We start from the raw sequence: 21,975 nt of genomic DNA, 5'->3' as shown, positions 1-21,975 counted from the left end.
CGGCGGGTGAAGCCGTAAATCCGCACGTACCGTCGAATGCATGACGCACACCGACGCGGGCGCCGAACTCGATCCTGTGCACCCCGTGCCCGTTCCGGCGCGGCGGGCCCATGGACTCAGCACCGCCGAGGTCGCCGACCGGGTGGCGCGCGGGGAGGTCAACGACGTCCCGGTGCGCAGCAGCCGCTCCCTCGGCGAGATCGTCCGCGCCAACGTCTTCACCCGGTTCAACGCGATCATCGGCGTGCTCTGGCTGGTCATGCTGTTCGTGGCGCCGTTCCAGGACAGCCTGTTCGGGTACGTGATCATCGCCAACACCGGGATCGGCGTCATCCAGGAGTGGCGGGCGAAGAAGACCCTCGACTCCCTCGCGGTGATCGGCGAGGCGAAGCCGACGGTACGGCGTGACGGGGCCGCGGTGGAGGTGAGCACCTCCGGGATCGTGCTGGGCGACCTCATCGAGATCGGGCCCGGTGACAAGGTCGTGGTCGACGGGGAGTGCGTCGAGGCCGACGGTCTGGAGATCGACGAGTCGCTGCTCACCGGTGAGGCGGACCCGGTCGTCAAGCGGCCCGGGGACCAGGTGATGTCGGGCAGTTTCGTCGTCGCCGGCGGTGGCGCGTTCGAGGCGACGAAGGTGGGGCGCGAGGCGTACGCCGCCCAACTCGCCGAGGAGGCCTCCCGGTTCACGCTCGTCCACTCCGAACTGCGCAGCGGTATCTCCACGATCCTCAAGTACGTGACATGGATGATGATCCCGACCGCGATCGGCCTGGTCATCAGCCAACTCGTCGTCAAACGGCACGGGTTCAAGGACTCCGTCGCCCGGACGGTGGGCGGCATCGTCCCGATGGTCCCCGAGGGGCTGGTGCTCCTCACCTCGGTCGCCTTCGCGATCGGTGTCATCCGGCTTGGCCGGAAACAGTGCCTCGTCCAGGAGCTTCCGGCCATCGAGGGCCTCGCCCGCGTCGACACGGTCTGCCTCGACAAGACGGGCACGCTCACCGAGGGCGGGATGGACGTCACCGAGTTGCGTCCGCTCGGCGGGGCCGACGAAGCGTACGTACGCAAAGTCCTCGGCGCGCTAGGGGAGTCGGACCCGCGGCCGAACGCGTCCCTGAAGGCGATCATCACCGCCTACCCGGACAGTGAGGAGTGGCGCTGCGTCGAGTCGCTCCCCTTCTCCTCGGCACGCAAGTACAGCGGGGCGTCCTTCAGCGAGGGCAACGGCGAGTCGAGCACATGGCTGCTCGGCGCGCCCGACGTCCTGCTGGGCGCCGACGATCCCGCGCTCGCGGAGACCGGGCGGCTCAACGAGCAGGGGCTACGGGTGCTGCTGCTGGCCCGGGTGGCGGGCGAGCTGGACGATCCCGGGGTCGCGCGGGAGGCCGAGGCGACCGCGCTCGTCGTCCTGGAGCAGCGGTTGCGGCCCGACGCGGCGGAGACGCTGCGCTACTTCGCCGAGCAGGACGTGCACGCCAAGGTCATCTCCGGGGACAACGCGGTGTCCGTCGGCGCGGTCGCCGGGAAGCTCGGGCTCACTGGGCAGGTCGTCGACGCCCGCCAACTCCCCACCGGCCAGGAGGAGATGGCCAAGTCCCTCGACGAGGGCACGGTGTTCGGGCGGGTCACCCCGCAGCAGAAGCGGGACATGGTGGGCGCGTTGCAGTCGCGCGGGCACACGGTCGCGATGACCGGGGACGGCGTGAACGACGTACTCGCCCTGAAGGACGCCGACATCGGGGTGTCGATGGGTTCGGGTTCCGAGGCCACGCGGGCGGTCGCGCAGATCGTGCTGCTCAACAACAGCTTCGCGACGCTGCCTTCGGTGGTCGCGGAGGGCCGACGGGTCATCGGCAACATCACGCGGGTGGCGACGCTGTTCCTCGTGAAGACGGTCTACTCGGTGCTGCTGGCGGTGCTGGTGGTGTGCTGGCGGGTGGAATACCCGTTCCTGCCAAGGCACTTGACCCTGCTGTCCACCCTGACGATCGGCATCCCGGCGTTCTTCCTCGCCCTGGCGCCCAACAAGGAGCGCGCGAAACCCCACTTCGTGCGGCGGGTGATGCGGTACTCGATCCCGGGCGGGGTCATCGCCGGGGCGGCGACCTTCGTGACGTATCTGATCGCCCGTCACCAGTACACGGGGAAGGGGTCGTTGGCGGCGGAGACCAGCGCGGCGACCCTGACCCTGTTCCTGATCTCGATGTGGGTCCTGGCGATCATCGCCCGCCCCTACACCTGGTGGCGGATCACCCTGGTCGCCTCGATGGGGGCGGCCTTCGTGGTCGTCCTGATCGTGCCGTGGCTCCAGCACTTCTTCGCGCTGAAGCTGGTGGGGGTGACGATGCCGTGGATCGCGGTGGGGATCTCGGCGGTGGCGGCGGTCGCCCTGGAACTCGTGTGGAGAGTGGTCGACCGCCGCGTGCCCGCGTAAAGCGGTTACCGCTTACTTCACGTCGACGTAGTCACCCGTGGCGTTGACGGCCGGGGTGGTCGAGGTGCCCGCGAAGCTGTAGCGGAAGAAGCCGTCGACCGTCGCCTTGACGGTGGTCTTCAGGGCGCCCGTCGAGCTGGTCTTGATGGTCTTGACCGTCGTGTACGTGCTGGAGCCGTTCTTGCGGAACTGCAGCTTCACCGGCTGGCTCGCGTAACCGGCGTCCTTGTTGGTTTCCCAGTTCGCCCGGGTCAGCTTGCCGGTGACCGTGATGGTCTTGCCCTTCTTGACCGGCTCCGGGGTGGCGTCGGCCGTGAGCTTGGCCAGACGCTTGACCGGGACGCTGCCCAGGTCGCCCTGGGTCTTGGTGCCGTCGGCGTTGATGGCGAGGCCGCCCGCCTTCCAGGTGGCGGCGTCAGTGTTCGCCAGGTCGCTGGTCGGCCGGATGTAGATGGTGGCCTTGCAGTTCAGGACGGTCGTCGAGGCGGCGGTGCAGGTGCCCGGGTCGTCGCTGATGATCTCGTTGGTCGGGCTCGTGACCGAGGTGCCGCGGTAGATGAGCGGGCCGCTGGCGAAGTTGTCGGCGCTGACGTCGAGGCCGGCGGCGTGCGTCAGGGTGTAGGTGACCGGCACGGCGACCTTCGCGGTGGCACCGACGACGACGGCCTTGCCGCTGTTGACCTTCATGTTGGAGAAGGTGACGTTGAGCGTGGCCGCGGCGGCGGACGTGGCGGAGCTGAAAGCGGCCTTGCCGGACGAGGCGTCGGCGGCCTGTGCGGCCGGCACGGCGAAGGCGGAGAGAACCAGGGCGCCGGAGACGGCGGCCACGGTGGCGCGTATGCGCATGCGTGTTCCCCAAGTGGAGAAAGGGGCCCCAGCGCGCTGGTCGCTCCGAACGGCTCGTCGTCGGCGCAGGGGCCCAAGTGATGGCGGAGCCTGTTGGCTCATGTGATCTGATCCACGAGGGGTGTTAAGGGTTGTACGCCGGAATCAGGTTTTTGTACGGGGTTTGCGAACCGATGACGAAGTACGGAGACTCCGCAGGTCCACAGGACTGCTTCAGGGTCTCGCTCTCAGTCGAACCACCGGTCCCGAGCCAGCTCCGCGGTCCGCGAAGGATCCTCCAGGAGTGCCGCCACCTCGAACCGCCGGGGCCACTGCCCCGCCGCCCAGGCGAGCCCGGCGGCGACGCCCTCCAGCGTCGAGGCGTGCAGCACGCCGTCGCGCGTCCGGCGCCAGTCGATCTCCACGCCGTCCACGACGAGTTCCTCGTGTTCGACGTAGGTGGCGGGGGTGAGCGGGCCGAGGAGGGTGCGGACGGAGTCCGGTACGTCGTGTTCGGTGCCCTCGGAGGTGACTTCGCCGGTGATCGACTCGCTGAGTCGCCGCACCTGGAAGAGTTCGGCCAGCTCGGCGGCCCGGGACGGCCGTACGGGGAGGAGCGGGACACCTTCGGTGAACGGCAGCAGGTCCGGTGAGTCGACGACCACGGCGTCGGCGGCGTCCACGACGGTGACCTCGCCGTCGACGACGGCGCGCAGGTCGTCCGGGAGGGTCACCTGTTCCGGGTCCAGGTCGGCCAACGCGCCGTAGAGAGCGTGGAGTTGGGTGCCGGTGACCTCGCGGTCCGGGTCGGCGAGGCGGTCGAGGAGTTCGGCGGCACCGCCCGGCTCGTCGAGGAGCGCGGCCACCGACGTGCGGACGCCCAGCGCCCGCAGCACCTGTTCGTCGTCGAAGCCGGTCGCGTCGGCCTCGTCGTAGAGGCCGCGCAGGAGCGGGTCGCCGCCGGCGGCGAGCAGGCCGGCCGGGCGGCGGCCGTCGAGGACCGGGTGGCCGCGCAACCACCAAGCGGTGTAGGGCCGTACGACCTCGTGGGTGCCGTCGGGCAGGAGGATGCGGACCTGCTGGGTGATCGCGTCACGGAGAGGGGGTTGGGCGAGGAGGGCGAGGGCTTGGGGCCAGCGGTCGTCGTCCACGAGGTCGAGGTCGCGGACCGCCACGAGTTCGGTGGCCACGGGAGGTACGGGGGTGTCGGGGAAGCGGTCCAGGACGTCCTCCGACCACACGTCCACGGAGTCCAGCAGACCGGGGTCGTCGGGTTCGGCGAAGTCGCTGTCGCGGGGCTCCAGTTCGTCCGGGTCGAGGACCACGTCGGTGGCCCTGACCAGGGCGAAGGTGGCGAGAACTCCGCAGGCGGCGAGGGGCTGTTCGCCCCAGCGCTCAGCCAATTCCGAGTCCACGAAGGCGAGTTCGTCCTCCCGCATCACCTGGGCGAACGGGCTGCCGGGCAGGACCAGTTCACCGGCGGGCGCGAGTTCGCCGTCCTCGTCGGGCAGCGCGAGGGCGCCGAGCCAGGGCTCGTCACCGGGTTCGAGATCCGCGTCCCGCACGAGGGCCAGCACCGTGTCCGCCAACTCTTCGGCGTCCGGGGCGGGTTCGTCCCATACGGCCCCGCCCTCGTCGTCGAGGGAGGCGGCCACGGCGGCCCGCACCTGGGGCGTGGTGAGGACCGCGCGGGGCGTGGCGGGCAGCGCGCCGAGCTTCTCCAGGAGGGAGTGCGCGGCGTCCGGGTGGGCCACCTTGAGCCCGAGCCGGGCGAGGACTTCGGGCTCCACCTGGGCGGAGTCGGGAGTGGGGAGCAGAACCTGCCGGGGCCCGATCGTCGTCCGCCCGTCGGCGAGCGGCACGGGCAGCCCGCTGAGCCGGTCGGGGTCGACGCCCGCGAGGCTGTCGTAGAGCCGCCGCCACCAGCCGGGTTCCTTCTCCAAGCCGGCCAGCCGGTCCACGGCGTCGGTGAGCGGAACGCGGGCGACGCCCAACGTCCTTAGTTCCACGCGTCGTTCGAGCCCGGCGGGGAGGAGGGTGGGGAGCACTTCGGCGAGGACCCGCACGGTGTCGTCGCCGGCGCCCTCGACGACCTCGGCGTCCCGGGGCCGAAGGGACTCGGGCAGTTCGTCGGATTCGTCGCCCGTGGGTTCGATGGCGGGCGGCAGGAACGAAGTACGCGGCAGCCGTTCCAGAATCGCCTGCCGCAGCGTGCCGTCCAGCTCCCCCTTCCCCAGCGGTCCGGGCACGAGGTCGATGATGCCGGTGGTCACCGGCCGCCAGGCGGCGAGGAGTTCGACGTACGCGTCCGCCGCGCGCTCCACGACGAAGTCGGTCAGCGGACCGGGCGCGGCATGCCGGCGGGTGGTGTCGAGCGGGAGCGAGGCGATGAGCAGCGCGGGCACACCGAGGGGTTCGTCACTGGGCGTGGGCGCGTGCACGACGGGGCTGGTGCGGGGCCGAGCCGGAGTCCCGTCGTCATCGACGGGCACGGCCCAGGTGACGGACCAGTACGGCCGCGCCCGCTCCTCGACGGGCCGGCCGTCGAGCAACTCCTTGTCGAGCGCCCCGTGCGCGGCGGCGGTACGCCAGCGGGTGGTCCCGTCCCGCGTGTCCTCTACGACGGTGTCGGCGCCGTCGGCGTGCCGGGTGAGGGTACGCGGGGCGGCCTGGTCACCCACCTCGACCACGACTTCCGTCACCCCGGGGAGAGCGAGCAGCAGGGCGTCATCGACGGCATCGAGCAGGCGCTCGGCGAGGTCCTCGGCGGCGGTGTCGCGCAGCGGGAGGATGACGACGGTGTCGTACGAGTCGGGGGCGGTGCCCTCGGCGGCGAACGGGAGGCGGAGGAGGGGGACATGACCGTCGCGGCGGCGGATCTCGGTGCCGAGTCCGGGGCTGTGCCGGGCGGTGTCGTCGGCGAGCGCGCGGGCCTCGGCGAGAGACCACCGGATACCGCCGTGCCGCCCGACGACGGCGGGTTCGTCGGTGACGGCGACGACGGCTGCGAAGCCGACCCCGAATCGTCCGACGGCACTGTCGCCCGCGTCGCGCTTCGCGGAGGCGCGGAGGGTGGAGAGCGATTCGACACCGGCCGCGTCCAGCGGGGCACCGGTGTTGGCGGCGCAGAGGACGCCGTCGCGGAGGGTGAGCCGCAGTCGCCCGGGTACGCCCGCGCGGGCGGCGGCGTCGGCGGCGTTCTGAGCGAGCTCGACGACGAGCCGGTCCCGGTACCCGCCGAGGACGAGATCCTCCTCGGCGTTGGCGTCCTCCCGGAACCGGGCGGGGCTGGTCGCCCAGGCGTCGAGCACCCCACGCCGCAGACGGGCGGTCCCGAACGGGTCGGCACCCTCGGCAGCGGGCCGCACGAACTTACTCACGTACGTTCACTCTCCTCATCGACGTCGCGATGAAGGTACCGCGCGGAGGGGGGTGGGGTTGTCCGGGAGCGGGGTGGGTGCGGGGTATCCGGTGCGGGGGTGCAGGGGGTTGCTGGAAGCCGGGGGTAAAACTAACCGTTGTGCACCTCGGTGGACGGTTAGGAATGGCCCCGGCTTGTGGAGGGGTGAGGGTGAGGTGGGGGGGGGGGACGTGTCTTCGCGGAAATGTGACACATGGGGGTCCGAGTGTCAGATTTTCTGGAAGGGGTGGGTGCGGGTCAGGCCTCGGACGCGTACGTCACGAAGTCCGCCCAGGCGGCCGGGGCAACAGTGAAGCGGGGGCCCGCGATCGTCTTGGAGTCACGGACGTGGACCGTGCGGGGCGCTATCGCGATCTCGACACAGGAGTCGCCGTCAGGGCCGTCGCTGTAGCTGCTCTTGAACCAGGCCAGTTCGGGCAGAGTCACGCTTCTCCCAACTGGTGCACGAAGCCCGTCCACGCGGCCGGGGTGACCGCGAACCGGGGGCCCTCAATGGTCTTGGAGTCACGAACGTGGACCATGCCGGCGGCTACGGCGACCTCGACACAGGACTCGCCGTCGTTGCCGCCGCTGTAACTGCTCTTGAACCACGCGAGTTCGAAGGCATCCTCGGCAGCGGTCTTGCGGATCATGTCTCTCCCAGCAGTTGTTCGATGAGGGCCGATGACTCCCGTGGGGAGAGAGCCTGCGCCCGGATGGTGCCATACCGCAGTTCGAGGATGCGCAGCTGTTTCGGATCCGTGGTCGGGCGACCGCTGAACGCACCGTCGGAACGCCCCACCGCCGTGCCGTCCGGGAACTTCAGCACCTCGATCCTCCCGTCCAGACCGGAGTGGACCTCGCAGTTCATCGGCATCACTTGAAGTACGACGTTGCGCAGCCTCCCCACCTCCAGCAGGTGTTCGAGCTGCCCTCGCCACGCCATTGTGCCTCCGATGGGACGGCGTAGCACCGCCTCCTCCAGGACGAAGTGGATCGACGGAGCCGGGTCTCGTTCGAAGACCGACTGCCGGGCCAGACGGGCGGCAACCATGCGCTCCACGTCATCCGGTGAGTACGGAGGTTGTGCTGCTTCGATCACAGTCCGGACATGCTCTGGCGTCTGCAACAGCCCCGCGATGATGTTGCACTCGTAGATGCCGATCTCGACCGCCTGGGCCTCCATCTTCGCCAGCGCACGTACCTTCTTCGGGTACCGGACCTTGGCGGTGTCCTCCTTCATCGCCGAGATCAGCCCGTCCGCCCGCAGCACCTCCTCGGACTTGTCCAGATACTCGGGCCGCGGGATCCGCTTCCCAGCCTCGATCTTGTAGACGAGATCCTCGCTGTACCCCGCCGCCACCGCGAAGTCGGCGACCCGCATTCCCACCGCTTCACGCCGCAGCCTCAACTGCCGCCCGACCGTCGCGAGGACCGCCAACCCCCACTCGTCGTCCGGGTCCACCTCCCAACCCGGCTCGTCCACCTCGCCGTTGACCTGCTCCGGTTCGCTCATCCCGCACCCCTCCAGATCCGTACGACCGTGCCGCGACGCCCCTACCCGTACGACCGGTCTCGACAGCCTGGACACGACCGGACAACGCCTGGACAGTCACCGTACGCAACGGCCATGTCACTGTTCACGGTAAGCACACACGGCCACGCTGAGTGACGTGATCCAAGAAACCACCGCCACCGAAGCCCAACCCAAACCCCAACTCGACAACCCCATCCGTAACTTCACGGTGCAGCTGTCCCCCACCCCCCGCGGCGCCCGCCTCGCCCGTCTCCTGGCCACCGAACAACTCCGCGCCTGGGCACTCCCGTTGGACCCCGCCCGCCAACTCGTCGCCGAACTCGCCTCCAACGCCGCCACGCACAGTCGCGTACCCGGCCGGGACTTCAGACTCACCCTCTACGTCGTCGGCGGCACCCTGCGCATCGAGGTCACCGACACCCGGGGTGACCGCCCGCCCCACCCCCAAGACCCCACCCCGGACGCGGAGTCGGGCCGAGGCATCCTCCTCGTCGACGCGCTCGCCGACCGCTGGGGCTGGGCCCCGGGACCGCACCCGCGTAAGACGGTCTGGGCGGAACTTCACGTCGTAGCGGAGCCACCGAACTCCGGAAACCCGAACTCCGGTGCAAGTGACGCCTTTTCCCAAGAACCACGACGGTGAAAGAACCCCCACCAAGCCCCACCCCACCCTCCCGGCAGCACAGCCCACCGATCACCCATCCGGGTGAACATCGCCAACTGGGCTGGATTCCGAGCGGGTTGCATGATCTACGCTCAGCGCAACACAACCCCAGACATACGACGGCCCTCGCCGGGACTGGCATCCCAAGGCGAGGGCCTGACCACCTAGGAAGACTCCAACTTCCCGATGGATACACGCGACATTACCGCGCCCCCGCGCGCCCAGTCCCGGCACACCGCCGACAAACACCCGAACCAGCGGCACAGCGCGCACAGCGGGCTCACACACGACAACGCCCGCCACACCACCCGCTTCACGGTGATCGGCAACCACCTCGCCCAGCACCCGGAACTGTCGGCCCTAGCGATCGGCCTCGGCGTCCACCTCCAGTCCCTCCCCGCAGGCGCCCGCGCCGACATCAACACCCTCGCGGCCCGTTTCCCGGAGGGCAGGACCCGAATCGCCGCCGCGCTACGGGAGTTGGAGACCCACGGCTACCTCCGCCGCGAACGCCACCGCATCCCCGACGGCCGCATCGTCACCCGCACGATCTCCTGCAACCAGCCCGGCAGCCGCCGTAGGGACAGCCATGCCCCGGCGACGCAGAAAAAGCCGAAGAAACACACCCCCCGCAAGGCGCTGCCGCCCGTGCCGCGCCCGGCCCACCCCTCCCCCGCGCTCATCCAGCGGGCCACGGACCTCCTCGCAGACCTGCGCCGCCACGACCCCCGCCTGCTCCTCTCGGCCTGCGACACAACCCACCTGGCCCCCGGAGTCGCCGCCTGGCTGGAGCGGGACGTCACCCCCACCGCCGTACGCCACACCCTGACCACCGACCTGCCACCCGACCCCCTACGCCGCCCCGCAGCCCTCCTGGCCCACCGCCTGGCGGCCCAACTCCCGCCCCCACCACCGTTCCGGGCCCCGGCACCACCACCAGCCGTACGGCACCCGCTCCAGAACTGCGACAGCTGCGACCACGCCTTCCGCTCACCGGTCCCGGGACGCTGCCATAACTGCCGCACGCCGGTTTCCGCTGGCCGCATTGGTCAGTGAACGTCCTTCTCCGGCTCCGGCAGGGGGAGTTGGTCGAGGTCAAGGGTGAAGGTGCGGCCGTCGGCCAAGGGGATGGGGAGTTTGCCGGTGCCGTACTTGTGGGTGTGGGCCGCGATGTAGCCCGTGCCGGTGGGTTGGGTGTGGAGGACGACTTCCCGCGCGTAGGGGTCGACGACCAGGTAGATGGGGATGCCGTAGCGGCCATACTTCGCCGTGCAGTCGTCGTAGTCCTTGCGGATGGAGGACGTCGAGACGACCTCGGAGATCAGCAGGACGTCCTCGAAGCTGTACCGATTGCCTTCCGGGCGGGCGTCATCGCGCACGATGGCCAGGTTAGGAGCGGAGTTCTCGTCGGCGGGGAAGTCGATGTACACGTCAGAGGGGGTTTCCGCATGAAGCCCCAAGGACAAGATCGTGTTGTACTGCATCACCTTGATGGTCCTGGAGTGCTCAAGGCTCTGCGGCGTCAAAATGATCTTCCCATCGATTCCGAAGAAAACCACATGCCCTTCGGGGAACTCGGTACGCGCGATCGAGCTGATGCTCATGCCCCTGCTCCTTCCGACGTACAGCCAGCATTGGGCCCTACGAGTGCCCCAACTCCGCAGATTCCTCGTCCGCCCCCACCGATACCGACCCCGAATCCGCCGCAGGCCGCAGCGGGAACGGGTCCACCATCGTCTCGTCGATCACCGGTGCCGGCGGCTGGGGCGGTTTGGGCATGATCGCCGCTTCCGAGTGGCCCCCGCAGCCGTAGGCCAAGGACACGACGTGGCCGTCCGCCGGCGAGAACTCGTTGGCGCAGACGCCGAACGCCTGGCCGAGGGAGCCGCCGACCGCGACCAGGAAGCCGCAGCTGACGCAGGCCGCCGGGGCCGCCTGGGCCATCGGGGTCTTGGAGCCGAAGCCGTCCTCCCAGCGGTCGGCGGCGACGTGGAGGCCGTAGCGGGAGAGGACTCGGGCGCGGCGGATGCCCAGTTCCTCCGCGACCGCGGCGATCGAGCCGCGGGTCGGCGCGACGGGCAGGGTCGAGGGCGCGCCCGCCGTCACCTCCGCGTCCTCCGCCTCGGCCAGTTCCGCCATCTCCTCGGAGACCGCGGAGTTCGGCGGGGGCTCGTCCTCGCCCGTGTAGCCGGGCTCCAGACGCAGGTCCTCGGCGTCGGTGGGGAGCAGGTCGCCGGGGCCCATGTCGCCGGGGCGCAGGCGTTCGCTCCATGGGACCCATTCGGGGGCCAGGAGCGAGTCGGGGCCGGGGAGCAGGACGACCTCGTCCAGGGTGATCAGCTTCGCGCGGGACGCCCTCGCGACCGTCACCGCCCAGCGCCAGCCCCGGTAGCCGAACTCCTTGCACTCGAAGAAGTGCGTGACCACACGGTCGCCCTCGGATGCGAAGCCCGCGTGCTCGCCGACCACGCCGGGCGCGGCGGCCTCCTCGGCTGCGGCACGGGCGAGGTCGACGGCCTCGGCGCACAGGCGGTCGGGGGTGCGGCTTCGCGTGGTCGCTGCGCTCACAGGTATCGCTTCTCTCCTACGCCGTCTCACGGGTGCGCCTGGTGTGGCGAAGGGAGCGGACGGAGCGGCTGAAAGACATGTACCAGGCCCTTGGGGGCACTGGTGGAGGGCCGCGTCGACGTCCGCGCCCGATCGCGCTCGGGCACGCCTACGCCATCCATTCTGCGGGATGGCCGAGAGGCGCGCGGCCGAGAACAATCGCCACGGCGCGCTACGCACGCTACCTTCTCCCGCGCCATGCGCCCACACCGACAGCCTCTTGGGCGCCGCGCCGCGCCCAAACGGTGACCTGTGCAACGGCCCAGAATCCGCCCCCGTACACCTCCATACGCGCGGTAACCGCACTACTCGCGCCTTTCTCGGGGCACTATGACGGGGTGGCAGCCGCGAGGTCGCCCCAGGGTGCCACCGGGATCGGTGGCACGAAGGGGAGCATCCGAGGTGGCGGTTCGGGCCGGGTCGGCGGTTCCGTCCGCGCGATGGGTCGTGCCCTGCACTTCCCGGTGACCGGTACCGCCCGGGGCATCCGCAAGGCGACCCACGCGCACGGCGCGGGCGAGTCGGGCCTCGGCCGGCTGATCGAGCTGCACGCGGTGAACGGCGCCGGTGACGTCATGATCACCGTCGCCCTCGCGTCGACCGTCTTCTTCTCCGTCCCGACCGACGAGGCGCGGGGGCGGGTCGCCCTGTACCTCGCGATCACGATGGCGCCCTTCACCGTCCTGGCTCCGGTGATCGGGCCCCTCCTCGACAAGCTCCCGCACGGCCGCCGCGCCGCGATGGCCGCCGCGATGCTGGCCCGCGCCCTCCTGGCGCTGATCATCTCCGGCGCGGTCGCCAGCGGCAGCCTGGAGCTGTATCCGGCCGCCCTGGGCGCCCTGGTCGCCTCGAAGGCGTACGGCGTCGTCAGAAGCGCCGTGGTGCCCCGGCTGCTGCCACCCCGCATCTCCCTGGTGAAGGCGAATTCCAGAGTCACCCTCGCCGGGCTCCTCGCCACCGGCGTCGCCGCCCCGATCGCGGGCGGCCTGCACGCCATCGGCGACCCCTGGCCGCTCTACGGCGCCTTCGTGATCTTCGTCGCGGGTACGGTCCTGTGTTTCTTCCTGGACCCCAAGGTCGACTCGGCCAAGGGCGAGGACACGGCGCTGCTCGCGGCGGACGAGCACCATCTGCACGGCCCGCATCCCAAGGAGGTCAAGCGTCCGGGGCTGCGCACGGTCGGCATCGCCGTCACCCACGCGCTCGGCGCCAACGCGGCCCTGCGCTGGCTGTCGGGCTTCCTGACCTTCTTCCTCGCGTTCCTGCTGCGCGAGCACCCCATGACCGGGCAGAGCGCGGCCGTGTCGCTGGGCATAGTCGCCGTCTCGGCGGGCGTCGGCAACGCGCTCGGTACGGCGGTCGGCTCCTGGCTGCGCCAGCGGGCGCCGGAGCTCATCATCGTGACGGTGATGGCGGTCGTGCTGAGTGCGGCGGTCACGGCGGCGATCTTCTTCGGCGCGGCCCTGGTGGCGGGTCTCGCGGCCACGGCCGGGTTCTGCCAGGCACTCGCCAAGCTGTCCCTGGACGCGCTGATCCAGCGGGACGTACCCGAGCTGGTACGCACCTCGGCGTTCGCGCGCTCCGAGACGATGCTCCAGATGGCCTGGGTGTTCGGCGGCGCGATCGGCATCGTGATGCCCCTGAACGGCGCCCTCGGCTTCACGCTGGCCGCCGGAGTCATCGCCCTGGGCTGGCTGACCACCCTGCGCGGGCTGCTCGCCTCGGCACGTCACGGGGGCAGCGGGCGCCCGCGAGTGGCTTAGGGCCTGTCCGGCGGATCCTGTCGCAGACGCGGGGTGTGGCACGCACATCTGCCGCGTTGTCGTCGGTTGCCGACGCTCCGCGTCGCCGCCCTCCTCCGCCTTGCAGCTGCACGCACCACACCCCGCTCGTCGGAGCTGATCAGGCACCGTCGCTTTCCTGCGTCCTGATCCGCCGAACAGGCCCTAACCCGCACCACCCGGCCCGGCACGCCGCACCCCACGTGGGGGGAGTACTGGACGGGCCCGATAGCCTTCGCCCCATGACCATGCAATCCGCTGTGCGACGCCGCCGCGCCGTCGCCGCCGCCGGCGCCGTATCCGCCGGACTGCTCGTCCTGTCGGCGTGCGACAAGCCGACGCCGATCGCGACGATCACCGTCGGGAGGAACTCGGTCCACACGGAGGCCACCTGCTACAACGACGGCGACGCGGTGAAGACCGCCGAGCTGACGAAGTGCCTCAAGGCCTCCACGTCGATCTCGGTCGACCCGGACGAGACCGTGCGCTTCGGTGTCGACCCGAAGATCGCCGACAGCGGCTGGACGATCCTGATGAACGGTCAGCCGCTGACCGACGCCAGCAAGAAGACCTACCGCACGATCCCCGGCAGCGTGTTCTTCAACACCCAGTACGGCGCGACCGGCAACTCGACCGTCGTCTCCATCAAGGAGGGCGACAAGACGGTCAAGGGCCTGTGGTCCTTCAAGTTCAAGAAGGACTCCTGACCACGTCTTCTCCCCGTGTCCTCGTCGCCACCGCCGTCCCGGCCGAACGGGACGCGGTGGCACGGGCGTTGACGAGCAACAACTGGGTTGATGTCATCGCCGCCGGGGTGGGTCCGGCCGCCGCTGCCGCCGCCACCGCGACCGCCCTCGCCCGCACCCCGTACGACCTCGTCGTCTCCGCCGGGATCGCCGGCGGCTTCCAGCCCGAGGCCCCCGTCGGCTCCCTCGTGATCGCCGACGAGATCACCGCCGCCGACCTGGGCGCGGACACCCCCGACGGCTTCCTCCCGGTCACCGAACTCGGCTTCGGCACCGTCACCCACCGTCCGCCGATTGCACTCGTACGAGACCTCGCGACCGCGACCGGCGCCCGCACCGGCGTCGTACTCACCGTCTCCACGGTGACCGGAACCGCCGCCCGCGCCACGGAACTCCGCGCCCGCCACCCCCGGGCCCTCGCGGAGGCGATGGAGGGCTTCGGAGTGGCCGAGGCCGCCGCCGCCCACGGCGTCCCCGTCCTGGAACTGCGCGCGGTCTCCAACCCCGTCGGCCCGCGCGACCGCGCCGCCTGGCGCATCGGCGACGCGCTCGCGGCCCTGACGGACGGATTCGGGAAGTGCGCGCCCGTACTGGAGAGTTGGAAACAGGTATGACCTCATCGACCAAGGCTTTGCAGATCGCCTACTCCCCCTGCCCGAACGACACCTTCGTCTTCGACGCCTGGGCGCACGGCCGGGTGCCTGGCGCGCCCGCGCTCGACGTGACCTTCGCGGACATCGACATCACCAACGGCATGGCCGAGCGCGGCGAGCTGGACGTGCTGAAGGTGTCGTACGCCGTGCTCCCGTACGTCCTCGACGAGTACGCGCTGCTGCCCTGCGGGGGTGCGCTGGGCCGGGGGTGCGGGCCGCTGGTCCTCACCCGGGGACCAGGAGACTTGACGGGTCGTACGGTCGCCGTGCCGAGCGAGCGGTCGACGGCGTATCTGCTCTTCCGGCTCTGGGCGGCGGACACGATTCCGGGCGGGGTGGGCGAGATCGTCGTCATGCCGTTCCACGAGATCATGCCGGCCGTGCGGGACGGGAAGGTCGACGCGGGGCTCGTCATCCACGAGGCGCGCTTCACGTACCAGAACTACGGTCTGCACAAGCTCGCGGACATGGGCGAGCACTGGGAGGCCACCACCGGTCTGCCGATCCCGCTGGGCGCGATCATCGCCAAACGGTCCCTGGGCGCCGACACGTTGACGCTCCTCGCCGACTCCGTCCGCACCTCCGTCCGCGCCGCCTGGGACGACCCCGAGGCCTCCCGCCCGTACGTCATGGCCCACGCCCAGGAGATGGACCCGTCCGTCGCCGACCAGCACATCGGCCTGTACGTCAACGAGTTCACGGCGGATCTCGGGGAGGACGGGTACGCGGCGATCCGGGGGTTGCTTACGCGCGCGGCGGCCGAGGGGCTGGTGCCGCCCCTCGGCCCGAACTCGCTCGAATTCCCCTAGATCTGCTGGATATCTACACGTCCAACTGGTCCGCCACCGCCCGCAGCAGGCCCGCGATCTTTCCGCCGGAGGCCTTGTCGGGGTAGCGGCCCTTCTCCAGCATCGGGGTGATGTTCTCCAGGAGGGTCGTCAAGTCCTGGACGATGGAGGCCAGTTCGTCCGGCTTCTTGCGCTGGGCCGCCGCGACCGACGGGGTCGGGTCGAGCAGGGTCACCGAGAGGGCCTGGTCGCCGCGCTGACCGGCGACGACCCCGAACTCGACACGCTGTCCGGGCTTCAGGGCATCAACTCCGGCGGGCAGAACCGAGGAATGGACGAAGACGTCACCGCCGTCGTCGCGGGAGAGAAAGCCGAAGCCCTTCTCGCTGTTGAACCACTTGACCTTGCCGGTAGGCACGTCTGTCCTCGTCCTCGTACTCGTCGGAAAACTGCTCTGGATAACACACCGGCGGGTCGTCGGGACCCGCCGGTACCAAGGCTAATGGTCTTCAGGCCGGTGACAAGACGTCGCCGGGTTGTTCCTTTGCGCAGGGAACTACCCTGGTCCAGTGCGTGACAAAACCCAAACGAATTCCGCCGTGGCCGGTGACCGACTGGTCCGTGCCGGTGCCATCGTCTTCTTCGTCGGTGCGGTGGCCACACTCGTCACCGTGGTACCGCTGTTGCTCCACACGACGCCTTTCCCGACGTACATGTACCTCTTGAGCATGCTCATGGGCGTCGGGTTCGTGCTCGCCGCCGCGGGCGTGCTCCAGTCGGTCGCCGCGGGCCGCCGTCAGGCGCGCGCCGGAAGGTAGTCCGAAAGCCATCGCGGGAAGTCGGTGAGACCGCCGAGCACGACGTCCGCGCCGGCCGCGCGCAACTCGTCCGCGTCGCACGGCCCGGTCGCCACGGCGACCGACAGGGCACCGGCGCCGCGGGCTCCGCGCACGTCGCCGACGTGGTCGCCGACGTAGACGCTCGCGCCCTCCTCGCGCAGCGCCTCCGCCTTCCGCTCGGCCCACAGGTCGCCGATCACGGCGTCGGCGTCGATGCCGAGATGGGCGAGGTGCAGCTTCGCGTTGGGCTCGTACTTCGCGGTCACCACGACCGCCCGGCCGCCCGCCGCCCGTACCGCCTCGATCGCCTCGGGGGCGCCGGGCATCGCGGGGGTCGCGGCGATGGCGATCGACGGGTACATCTCGCGGTACAGGTCGGCCACCGCGGCCACCTCGTCCGCCGGGAACCAGTTGATCAACTCGTCCGCGAGCGGCGGCCCGAGCCGGGTGATCGCCAGATCGGCGTCGATGTACGTCCCCGTCCGCTCCGCCAGCGCCAGATAGCAGGCGTGGATACCGGGCCGGGAGTCGATGAGGGTCATGTCGAGATCGAAGCCGACGGTGGGGGCGGGCGCGGAGTACGAAGTCATATGGGCCATTGTGCCCAGCGACTACGACAATCCCACCGGCGCTCCCCTTCGCCCTAGCGTTGCCGCTGCGACCGCCACACCAGAAACAGCGCCGACGCCACGGCCGCGCCCCGCACCACCCACGGCCAGGTCTCGGAGATCGCGTCGTTCATGTGGCCCTGGGCGATGGGGGTGCCCCAGCGGCCGGTGTTCCTGCCCCAGAGCCAGCCGATCCCGGCCGCGACGGCCGTCGCCGGCAGGCCGATCACCGCCGCCTTCGTCTCGGCGTCGCTCAGCCGCCGCGAGGCGTACGCGATCAGCCAGCCGAGCAGCAGCGCGAACCAGTTCCCGAGTACGGCGCCGACGACGAGCAGCGCGGCGGCGATCAGGAGGAGGGGGTTGGACCAGCGTCCGGCGGGGAGGCGGGGGACCATGCGGCGCCGGCGGGCGGGGGCTTCCGGCGCCTGCGGTGCCTCGGGGACGGTCACCGCTGCCTGCTCGACCGCCGACTCCGGCGCCGCGGGCGATTCCTTCGGTGTCTCCTTCGGCGGCGGGGGCTTGAGGAGTTCGGGGATCTCGACCCCGCCGGTGAACCCGGGCACGCTGTCGCCGAGCGCGAACCCGTTGCCGCCCTCCGCCCGCCACCAGTCGGGCTGCATGACACTGGCACCGAGTTCGGACGCGCTCGCGAGGTGCGGCGGGGAAGGGGCGGTGTCGGGTTCGGGCGCGGTCCGGGTGGGGCGCGGACGCGGGAGCGGTACGACCCGGCGCAGGCCCTTCGGCCGTAGATCGTCCTCGTGGTCCCGTTGTACGGGCACGGAGGCGGTCGGCGCCTGGGGGACACCGGTGCCGGTGCCGGCCGCGGCGACGACCTCGTCCGGGCTGCCGAGGCCCTTGAGGATGCGCTGGACGGCGGCGGGGGTGTCGGCGGTGGCACCGGCCCGCCGCCGGTCGATCTCGTTGCGCAGCTCGGACACGAGCCGCATCCGTGTGACCGAGGGCAACTGCCGCTGGTGCGCGACATCACCGACACGGCTCAGATACTCGTAGACGACCTGGTCGCTCTCGATACCCACGAAGTCCCCTCCGGGGCGGGTGCGTTGGATACCCCGCCGGAACGACGGTAGCGCAGGTGGAGTGTCGTGTCGGCGCGCGCATCAGCGGTTACGGGGGGTCGGGGTGAGAACGGGCGACACCGGCCCGACCCCCGTACCCGCTACCGTGGGTCGGATGAGCACCCCGGCCACGCCGCCCCGTTCGCTCGCGGAGGCACTTCGAAGCAGGGACGACGTCTCCCTGGCCGCGCTGCTGCGCAGCCGTCCCGACCTCATCACGCCCGTGCCCACCGACCTCACGCAGCTCGCGACGCGGGCCGGCACGCGGGCGTCGGTCGTGCGGGCGCTGGAGCGGCTGGACCGTTTCACGCTGCAGACGGCGGAGGCGCTGGCCGTGGCGGCGGACCCGGCGCCGTACGACGAGCTGCTCGGGCTCATGGCGGGGGACGCGCGCGACCCGGCGGTCGCCGACGCGCTGCCCCGCGCCGTCGTGACCCTGCGCGAGCAGGCGCTGGTGTGGGGCGGGGACGACCGGCTGCGGCTGGTGCGTACGGCGCGTGAGCTGCTGGCGCCGTCGCCGCAGCATCCGTCGCCGACCGGCCTGGGGCCCACGGTCGCGGAGGCCACGGCGGGGATGTCGCCGGGCCGTATCCAGGAGATCGTGACGGCGGCGGGTCTGCCCTCCACACACGACTCGGTGTCCGCGGTGGCCGCGCTCACCAAGCTGTTCACCGGCCGGCGGCGGATGAAGGCGTTGCTCGCCGGCGCCCCCGAGGAGTCCCTGGAGGTGCTGAACCGGCTGGTCTGGGGGCCGCCCTACGGGCAGGTGACCGCCGACCCCGCGGCCCGGCTGCGCTGGCTCATCGACCGGGGGCTGCTGCTGCCGACGGCGCCCGGCACGGTCGTACTCCCCCGCGAAGTGGCCCTGCATCTGCGGGCCGGGCGGGCGCACCGCGGAACGGAGCCGGTGGCGCCGGCCGTCGAGGCGAAGGCGACGCACCGTCCACAGGTTGTGGACGAGGCAGCGGCCGGGCAGGCGTACACGGCGCTCGCGACGGTCGAGGAGCTGCTGAAGGACTGGGACGAGGGCGGGCCGACGGTACTGCGGGCGGGCGGGCTGAGCGTCCGGGACCTGAAGCGGACCGCCGTCGCGCTGGACGTGGCGGAGCCCGTCGCCGCGTTCTGGGTCGAACTCGCCTACGCGGCAGGCCTGTTGGCCTCCGACGGCGAGGCGGACGAACGGTACGCGGCGACCCCGGCCTACGACGAATGGCTGGAGCAGCCCGCCGCGCAGCGCTGGGCACGGCTCGCGGAGACCTGGCTGACGGCGACCCGGACGTCGGGGCTGGTCGGGGGGCGGGACGCGAAGGAGCGGACGTTGTCGGCGCTGGGGCCCGGTCTGGACCGCTCGGCCGCGCCGGAAGTACGACACCGGGTGCTCGGGCTGCTCGCCGGGCTGCCCGAGGGTGCGTCGCCGTCCGCCGAGTCGGTGCTGGCGCGGTTGCGGTGGGAGCGGCCGTTGCGGGGGGCGGGGGGTGTGCAGGCGAATCCGCCGGGGGGTACCCAGGGAAGTGCTCAGGGGGACGACGATCTGCGTAGTCGCCTCGCGCGGTGGACGCTCGGCGAGGCGGAGATGTTGGGGGTGACGGGGCGGGGGGCCTTGTCGGGGCAGGGGCGGGCGTTGTTGGGGGCGGGGAAGGGGGCGGTGGCGGGTTCGGGGGCGGGTTCGGGGGCGGGTTCCGCGACGCGTGTGGCGGCGGGGGGCGGGCTTGCGACGGCCGGCCCTTCCGGCGGCTCCGGCGGCTCCGGCGGCTCCGGCGGCTCCGGCGGCTCCGGCGGCTCCGGCGGCTCCGGCGGCTCCGGCGGCTCCGGCGGCTCCGGCGTATTGAACCCCTCCGGTGCGTCGGGCTCCTCCGGTCCCGGCGACAGGCTTCCCGTCCACCACTACGCCCACCGCCCACCCACACCCACACCCGCACCCCCCGAACCCCTCTCCCCCGCCGAGCAGTCCGTGGCCAGTGCCGCCGCCGCTCGGCTGCTCGCGCCGTTGCTCCCCGAGCCGTTGGACCACGTGCTGCTTCAGGCGGACCTGACGGCGGTTGCCCCCGGCCCGCTGGAACGGCCGTTGGCGGACATGCTGGACGTGCTCGCGGACGTGGAGTCCAAGGGCGGTGCGACGGTGTACCGCTTCACGCCGGGCTCGGTGCGCCGCGCGCTGGACGCGGGGCGTTCGGCCTCCGACCTGCACGACTTCCTCACCGCGCACTCCCGTACGCCGGTCCCGCAGCCGCTCGCCTATCTGATCGACGACGTGGCCCGCCGGCACGGCCATCTGCGGATCGGCGCGGCCTCGGCGTACGTGCGCTGCGACGACGACGCGGTACTCAGCGAGATCCTGGCCGACAAACGGTCCGCGGGCCTGCGCCTGCGTCGTCTCGCCCCGACCGTGCTCGCCGCCCAGGCCGACCCGGCGGCACTCCTCGACGGCCTGCGCGCGATGGGCTTCGCCCCTGCCGCCGAGTCCGCCGACGGCGATGTCGTCATCACCCGCGCCCACGCCCACCGCACCCCGCCGCGCACGGCCCCGGAACCGGTACCGGACGGCCCGCCGACCCCGGACACGACGCTCCTGTCGGCCGCGATCAGGGCGATCAGGGCGGGCGACCGGGCCTCCACGACTCCCCTCAAAACGACCCCGTCCCCGGCCGGCGAACTCCCCCGCACCAGTTCCGCCGAGACCCTCGCCACCATGCAGGCCGCCGTCCTCACCGGCGACACCCTCTGGATCGGCTACGTCAACGCCGAGGGCTCCGCCAGCCAGCGCGTCATCGCCCCCCTCCGCGTGGAGGGCGGCTTCGTCACGGCGTACGACCATACGGCGGACGAGGTACGGACGTATCCGCTGCACCGGGTCACGGGGGTCGCCGAGCTGGCGGAGGGGTAGGCGGCTGGAGAAATGTGACACCCCTACCCCCATGTGTCACATTTCCGCAGAAGGCAGTGGCTGGGGTCGGCGCGGCTCAGCTCAGGTAGCGGTCCAGCGCCTCGACGGAATCCGCCACGAACGTGGGGCGGCGGGCCATCTTCCGCACCTCGTCCTCCGTGACCCACGCGTGCCAGGCGATCTCGGTCGGGTCAGGGGTGATGTCCGTGCGGAGGACCGCTTCGTGGACGCCCATCCAGTACGGGCTGATCACGCCCCGGCACAGGTACTTGAACGCGAACCGCACCGGCGCCCGCACCCCGAGTTCCTCGGTGAGTTCACGGGCCGCCGCCTCCTCGTAGGACTCCCCGACCTCCGCGGCGCCGCCGACCAGGAAGTTGTACTGCCCCGGGAACCGGGACATGTCCGCCGCCCGCCGGTGCACCAGGACGCGGCCCTCCCCGTCCCGGCACACGGTCGTCGCTACGCGGTGCAGCCAGTGCTGCGCGATGGCCTCGCCCCGGTCCACGATCCCGAGCACCCGGTCCCGTTCGTCCACCCGATCCACCAGCTCTCCCATGGGCCCACCCTCGCAGAGCGCACGCCGTGATCATCGGCCGGTAGTGCACACTGGACGTTTGGCCGTGCGGAAGGGATGTGTACGTACGTGAATGGCCCCCTCATCGTCCATACGATCAGGCGTGATGCACACACTATGGGATAGGTCCGAGCTGTGGAGCGGTTTGCCTGGTCACGGGCGCTGTGGTCAACACGAGATCCGCTGGCCCCGCGTTCCACTCGGACACCTGCCACCTTCCGATGCGTAGCCGTGACCCTCGGACGGCGTCTCCTGCTGGGCCCATAGGGTGATCAATTCCCTCCCCCTCACGGGACGGCAAAACCTTCCCACGCCTTCGATCAAGCGTTCGCCTCCTTTCGCGTCCACCCGTAGCGTGATCACGACCGATTGTCATGCACAGCAATAGGGGGAACCGCATTGCGAGCAAGACTCAGATGCACCATCACCGCGCTGACCCTCGGGGCCAGCCTGCTCGTCGGAGGAGCCACGGCATCGGCCGCGGACCCGTCCACAGACGGCAGCACCACGGCGGACAGCAGTACCACCGCCCCCGAGGGTGAGTGGCACTCAT

At 71.2% G+C, this 21,975-nt stretch carries 20 protein-coding genes; 9 read left to right on the top strand and 11 right to left on the bottom strand.

The genetic code is table 11. The features are described from left to right. Positions 1-40: 40 nt before the first annotated feature. Complete coding sequence (locus tag ACIQBL_RS38810; protein WP_401951036.1) at positions 41-2,437, top strand: cation-translocating P-type ATPase; 2,397 nt, start codon at positions 41-43, stop codon at positions 2,435-2,437. Positions 2,438-2,449: 12 nt separating this feature from the next. On the opposite strand, the gene ACIQBL_RS38805 is transcribed toward ACIQBL_RS38810, so the two are convergent. From ACIQBL_RS38805 to ACIQBL_RS38785, 5 genes are all read right to left on the bottom strand, one after another. Then, positions 2,450-3,283 carry a hypothetical protein gene (locus ACIQBL_RS38805; protein ID WP_401951033.1) on the bottom strand — a complete coding sequence of 278 codons (834 nt, stop codon included), beginning with the start codon at positions 3,281-3,283 and terminating at the stop codon, positions 2,450-2,452. Positions 3,284-3,510: 227 nt separating this feature from the next. Next, the gene (locus ACIQBL_RS38800) at positions 3,511-6,642 is read right to left on the bottom strand and encodes a sacsin N-terminal ATP-binding-like domain-containing protein (protein WP_401951030.1); all 3,132 of its coding nucleotides are present in this window, start codon (positions 6,640-6,642) and stop codon (positions 3,511-3,513) included. 278 nt (positions 6,643-6,920) lie between these two features. Beyond that, positions 6,921-7,109 (bottom strand): DUF397 domain-containing protein, encoded by a 189-nt coding sequence (locus ACIQBL_RS38795; RefSeq protein WP_401951027.1) that lies wholly within the window; start codon positions 7,107-7,109, stop codon positions 6,921-6,923. Beyond that, positions 7,106-7,315 carry a DUF397 domain-containing protein gene (locus ACIQBL_RS38790; RefSeq protein ID WP_401951024.1) on the bottom strand — a complete coding sequence of 70 codons (210 nt, stop codon included), beginning with the start codon at positions 7,313-7,315 and terminating at the stop codon, positions 7,106-7,108. The genes ACIQBL_RS38795 and ACIQBL_RS38790 overlap by 4 nt, the downstream gene beginning before the upstream one ends. Beyond that, a complete protein-coding gene (locus ACIQBL_RS38785; protein WP_401951021.1) occupies positions 7,312-8,178 on the bottom strand; it encodes a helix-turn-helix domain-containing protein in 867 nt (288 codons plus the stop codon). The genes ACIQBL_RS38790 and ACIQBL_RS38785 overlap by 4 nt, the downstream gene beginning before the upstream one ends. Positions 8,179-8,335: 157 nt before the next feature. Between ACIQBL_RS38785 and ACIQBL_RS38780 the strand changes: the two genes are divergently transcribed. After that, a complete protein-coding gene (locus ACIQBL_RS38780) occupies positions 8,336-8,842 on the top strand; it encodes an ATP-binding protein (RefSeq protein WP_401951018.1) in 507 nt (168 codons plus the stop codon). 207 nt (positions 8,843-9,049) lie between these two features. After that, entirely contained in the window at positions 9,050-9,919 is an 870-nt protein-coding gene (locus ACIQBL_RS38775; protein WP_401951015.1) for a helix-turn-helix domain-containing protein, read from the top strand. Here ACIQBL_RS38775 and ACIQBL_RS38770 read toward each other — a convergent pair. Together ACIQBL_RS38770 and ACIQBL_RS38765 are read right to left on the bottom strand one after the other, a co-directional pair. Then, positions 9,913-10,467: a Uma2 family endonuclease gene (locus ACIQBL_RS38770; RefSeq protein ID WP_401951012.1), complete on the bottom strand. Its 555-nt coding sequence runs from the start codon at positions 10,465-10,467 to the stop codon at positions 9,913-9,915. The two genes, ACIQBL_RS38775 and ACIQBL_RS38770, sit on opposite strands and share 7 nt — an antisense overlap. Positions 10,468-10,504: 37 nt before the next feature. Continuing rightward, positions 10,505-11,431 carry a DUF3027 domain-containing protein gene (locus ACIQBL_RS38765; RefSeq protein WP_401951009.1) on the bottom strand — a complete coding sequence of 309 codons (927 nt, stop codon included), beginning with the start codon at positions 11,429-11,431 and terminating at the stop codon, positions 10,505-10,507. 377 nt (positions 11,432-11,808) lie between these two features. Here ACIQBL_RS38765 and ACIQBL_RS38760 point away from each other — a divergent pair, with 377 nt between their 5' ends. The 4 genes from ACIQBL_RS38760 to ACIQBL_RS38745 all read left to right on the top strand — a co-directional run bounded on the left by ACIQBL_RS38760 (position 11,809) and on the right by ACIQBL_RS38745 (position 15,459). Further along, positions 11,809-13,233 (top strand): MFS transporter, encoded by a 1,425-nt coding sequence (locus ACIQBL_RS38760; protein ID WP_401951007.1) that lies wholly within the window; start codon positions 11,809-11,811, stop codon positions 13,231-13,233. 260 nt (positions 13,234-13,493) lie between these two features. Beyond that, positions 13,494-13,958 carry a DUF2771 domain-containing protein gene (locus ACIQBL_RS38755; protein ID WP_401951004.1) on the top strand — a complete coding sequence of 155 codons (465 nt, stop codon included), beginning with the start codon at positions 13,494-13,496 and terminating at the stop codon, positions 13,956-13,958. Further along, on the top strand, positions 13,928-14,611 hold the full coding sequence (locus tag ACIQBL_RS38750) for a futalosine hydrolase (RefSeq protein ID WP_401951001.1): 684 nt from the start codon (positions 13,928-13,930) through the stop codon (positions 14,609-14,611). Before ACIQBL_RS38755 ends, ACIQBL_RS38750 begins: the two co-directional genes overlap by 31 nt. Next, positions 14,608-15,459: a 1,4-dihydroxy-6-naphthoate synthase gene (locus tag ACIQBL_RS38745; protein ID WP_401950998.1), complete on the top strand. Its 852-nt coding sequence runs from the start codon at positions 14,608-14,610 to the stop codon at positions 15,457-15,459. The genes ACIQBL_RS38750 and ACIQBL_RS38745 overlap by 4 nt, the downstream gene beginning before the upstream one ends. Positions 15,460-15,472: 13 nt before the next feature. On the opposite strand, the gene ACIQBL_RS38740 is transcribed toward ACIQBL_RS38745, so the two are convergent. After that, positions 15,473-15,856, bottom strand: a complete 384-nt coding sequence (locus ACIQBL_RS38740) for a cold-shock protein (protein ID WP_019072514.1) — start codon at positions 15,854-15,856, stop codon at positions 15,473-15,475. 151 nt (positions 15,857-16,007) lie between these two features. Here ACIQBL_RS38740 and ACIQBL_RS38735 point away from each other — a divergent pair, with 151 nt between their 5' ends. Then, positions 16,008-16,256, top strand: a complete 249-nt coding sequence (locus tag ACIQBL_RS38735; protein ID WP_401950996.1) for a hypothetical protein — start codon at positions 16,008-16,010, stop codon at positions 16,254-16,256. Here the strand turns inward: ACIQBL_RS38735 and ACIQBL_RS38730 are convergent. Together ACIQBL_RS38730 and ACIQBL_RS38725 are read right to left on the bottom strand one after the other, a co-directional pair. Further along, entirely contained in the window at positions 16,235-16,876 is a 642-nt protein-coding gene (locus ACIQBL_RS38730) for an HAD family hydrolase (RefSeq protein ID WP_401950993.1), read from the bottom strand. The two genes, ACIQBL_RS38735 and ACIQBL_RS38730, sit on opposite strands and share 22 nt — an antisense overlap. A 44-nt stretch (positions 16,877-16,920) precedes the next feature. Continuing rightward, the gene (locus ACIQBL_RS38725; RefSeq protein ID WP_401950990.1) at positions 16,921-17,922 is read right to left on the bottom strand and encodes a hypothetical protein; all 1,002 of its coding nucleotides are present in this window, start codon (positions 17,920-17,922) and stop codon (positions 16,921-16,923) included. Positions 17,923-18,076: 154 nt separating this feature from the next. Here ACIQBL_RS38725 and ACIQBL_RS38720 point away from each other — a divergent pair, with 154 nt between their 5' ends. Beyond that, on the top strand, positions 18,077-20,845 hold the full coding sequence (locus tag ACIQBL_RS38720) for a helicase-associated domain-containing protein (RefSeq protein ID WP_401950987.1): 2,769 nt from the start codon (positions 18,077-18,079) through the stop codon (positions 20,843-20,845). 76 nt (positions 20,846-20,921) lie between these two features. Here ACIQBL_RS38720 and ACIQBL_RS38715 read toward each other — a convergent pair whose 3' ends face one another. Beyond that, positions 20,922-21,404: an NUDIX hydrolase gene (locus tag ACIQBL_RS38715; protein WP_401950985.1), complete on the bottom strand. Its 483-nt coding sequence runs from the start codon at positions 21,402-21,404 to the stop codon at positions 20,922-20,924. Positions 21,405-21,975 lie beyond the last annotated feature (571 nt).

The organism is Streptomyces sp. NPDC088350 (assembly GCF_044753545.1).
In the GTDB taxonomy this organism is placed as follows: domain Bacteria; phylum Actinomycetota; class Actinomycetes; order Streptomycetales; family Streptomycetaceae; genus Streptomyces.
Note: the sequence above shows the minus strand (reverse complement) of the source record. Positions and strands in the feature narration are given on the sequence as shown.

Excerpts from the sequence above, each read along its gene's own strand:
- ACIQBL_RS38805 (WP_401951033.1), bottom strand. The coding sequence starts at position 3,283 with ATGCGCATACGCGCCACCGTGGCCGCCGTCTCCGGCGCCCTGGTTCTC.
- ACIQBL_RS38785 (WP_401951021.1), bottom strand. The coding sequence starts at position 8,178 with ATGAGCGAACCGGAGCAGGTCAACGGCGAGGTGGACGAGCCGGGTTGG.
- ACIQBL_RS38770 (WP_401951012.1), bottom strand. The coding sequence starts at position 10,467 with ATGAGCATCAGCTCGATCGCGCGTACCGAGTTCCCCGAAGGGCATGTG.
- ACIQBL_RS38720 (WP_401950987.1), top strand. The coding sequence starts at position 18,077 with ATGAGCACCCCGGCCACGCCGCCCCGTTCGCTCGCGGAGGCACTTCGA.
- ACIQBL_RS38730 (WP_401950993.1), bottom strand. The coding sequence starts at position 16,876 with ATGGCCCATATGACTTCGTACTCCGCGCCCGCCCCCACCGTCGGCTTC.
- ACIQBL_RS38755 (WP_401951004.1), top strand. The coding sequence starts at position 13,494 with ATGACCATGCAATCCGCTGTGCGACGCCGCCGCGCCGTCGCCGCCGCC.
- ACIQBL_RS38745 (WP_401950998.1), top strand. The coding sequence starts at position 14,608 with ATGACCTCATCGACCAAGGCTTTGCAGATCGCCTACTCCCCCTGCCCG.
- ACIQBL_RS38790 (WP_401951024.1), bottom strand. The coding sequence starts at position 7,315 with ATGATCCGCAAGACCGCTGCCGAGGATGCCTTCGAACTCGCGTGGTTC.
- ACIQBL_RS38810 (WP_401951036.1), top strand. The coding sequence starts at position 41 with ATGACGCACACCGACGCGGGCGCCGAACTCGATCCTGTGCACCCCGTG.
- ACIQBL_RS38715 (WP_401950985.1), bottom strand. The coding sequence starts at position 21,404 with ATGGGAGAGCTGGTGGATCGGGTGGACGAACGGGACCGGGTGCTCGGG.
- ACIQBL_RS38775 (WP_401951015.1), top strand. The coding sequence starts at position 9,050 with ATGGATACACGCGACATTACCGCGCCCCCGCGCGCCCAGTCCCGGCAC.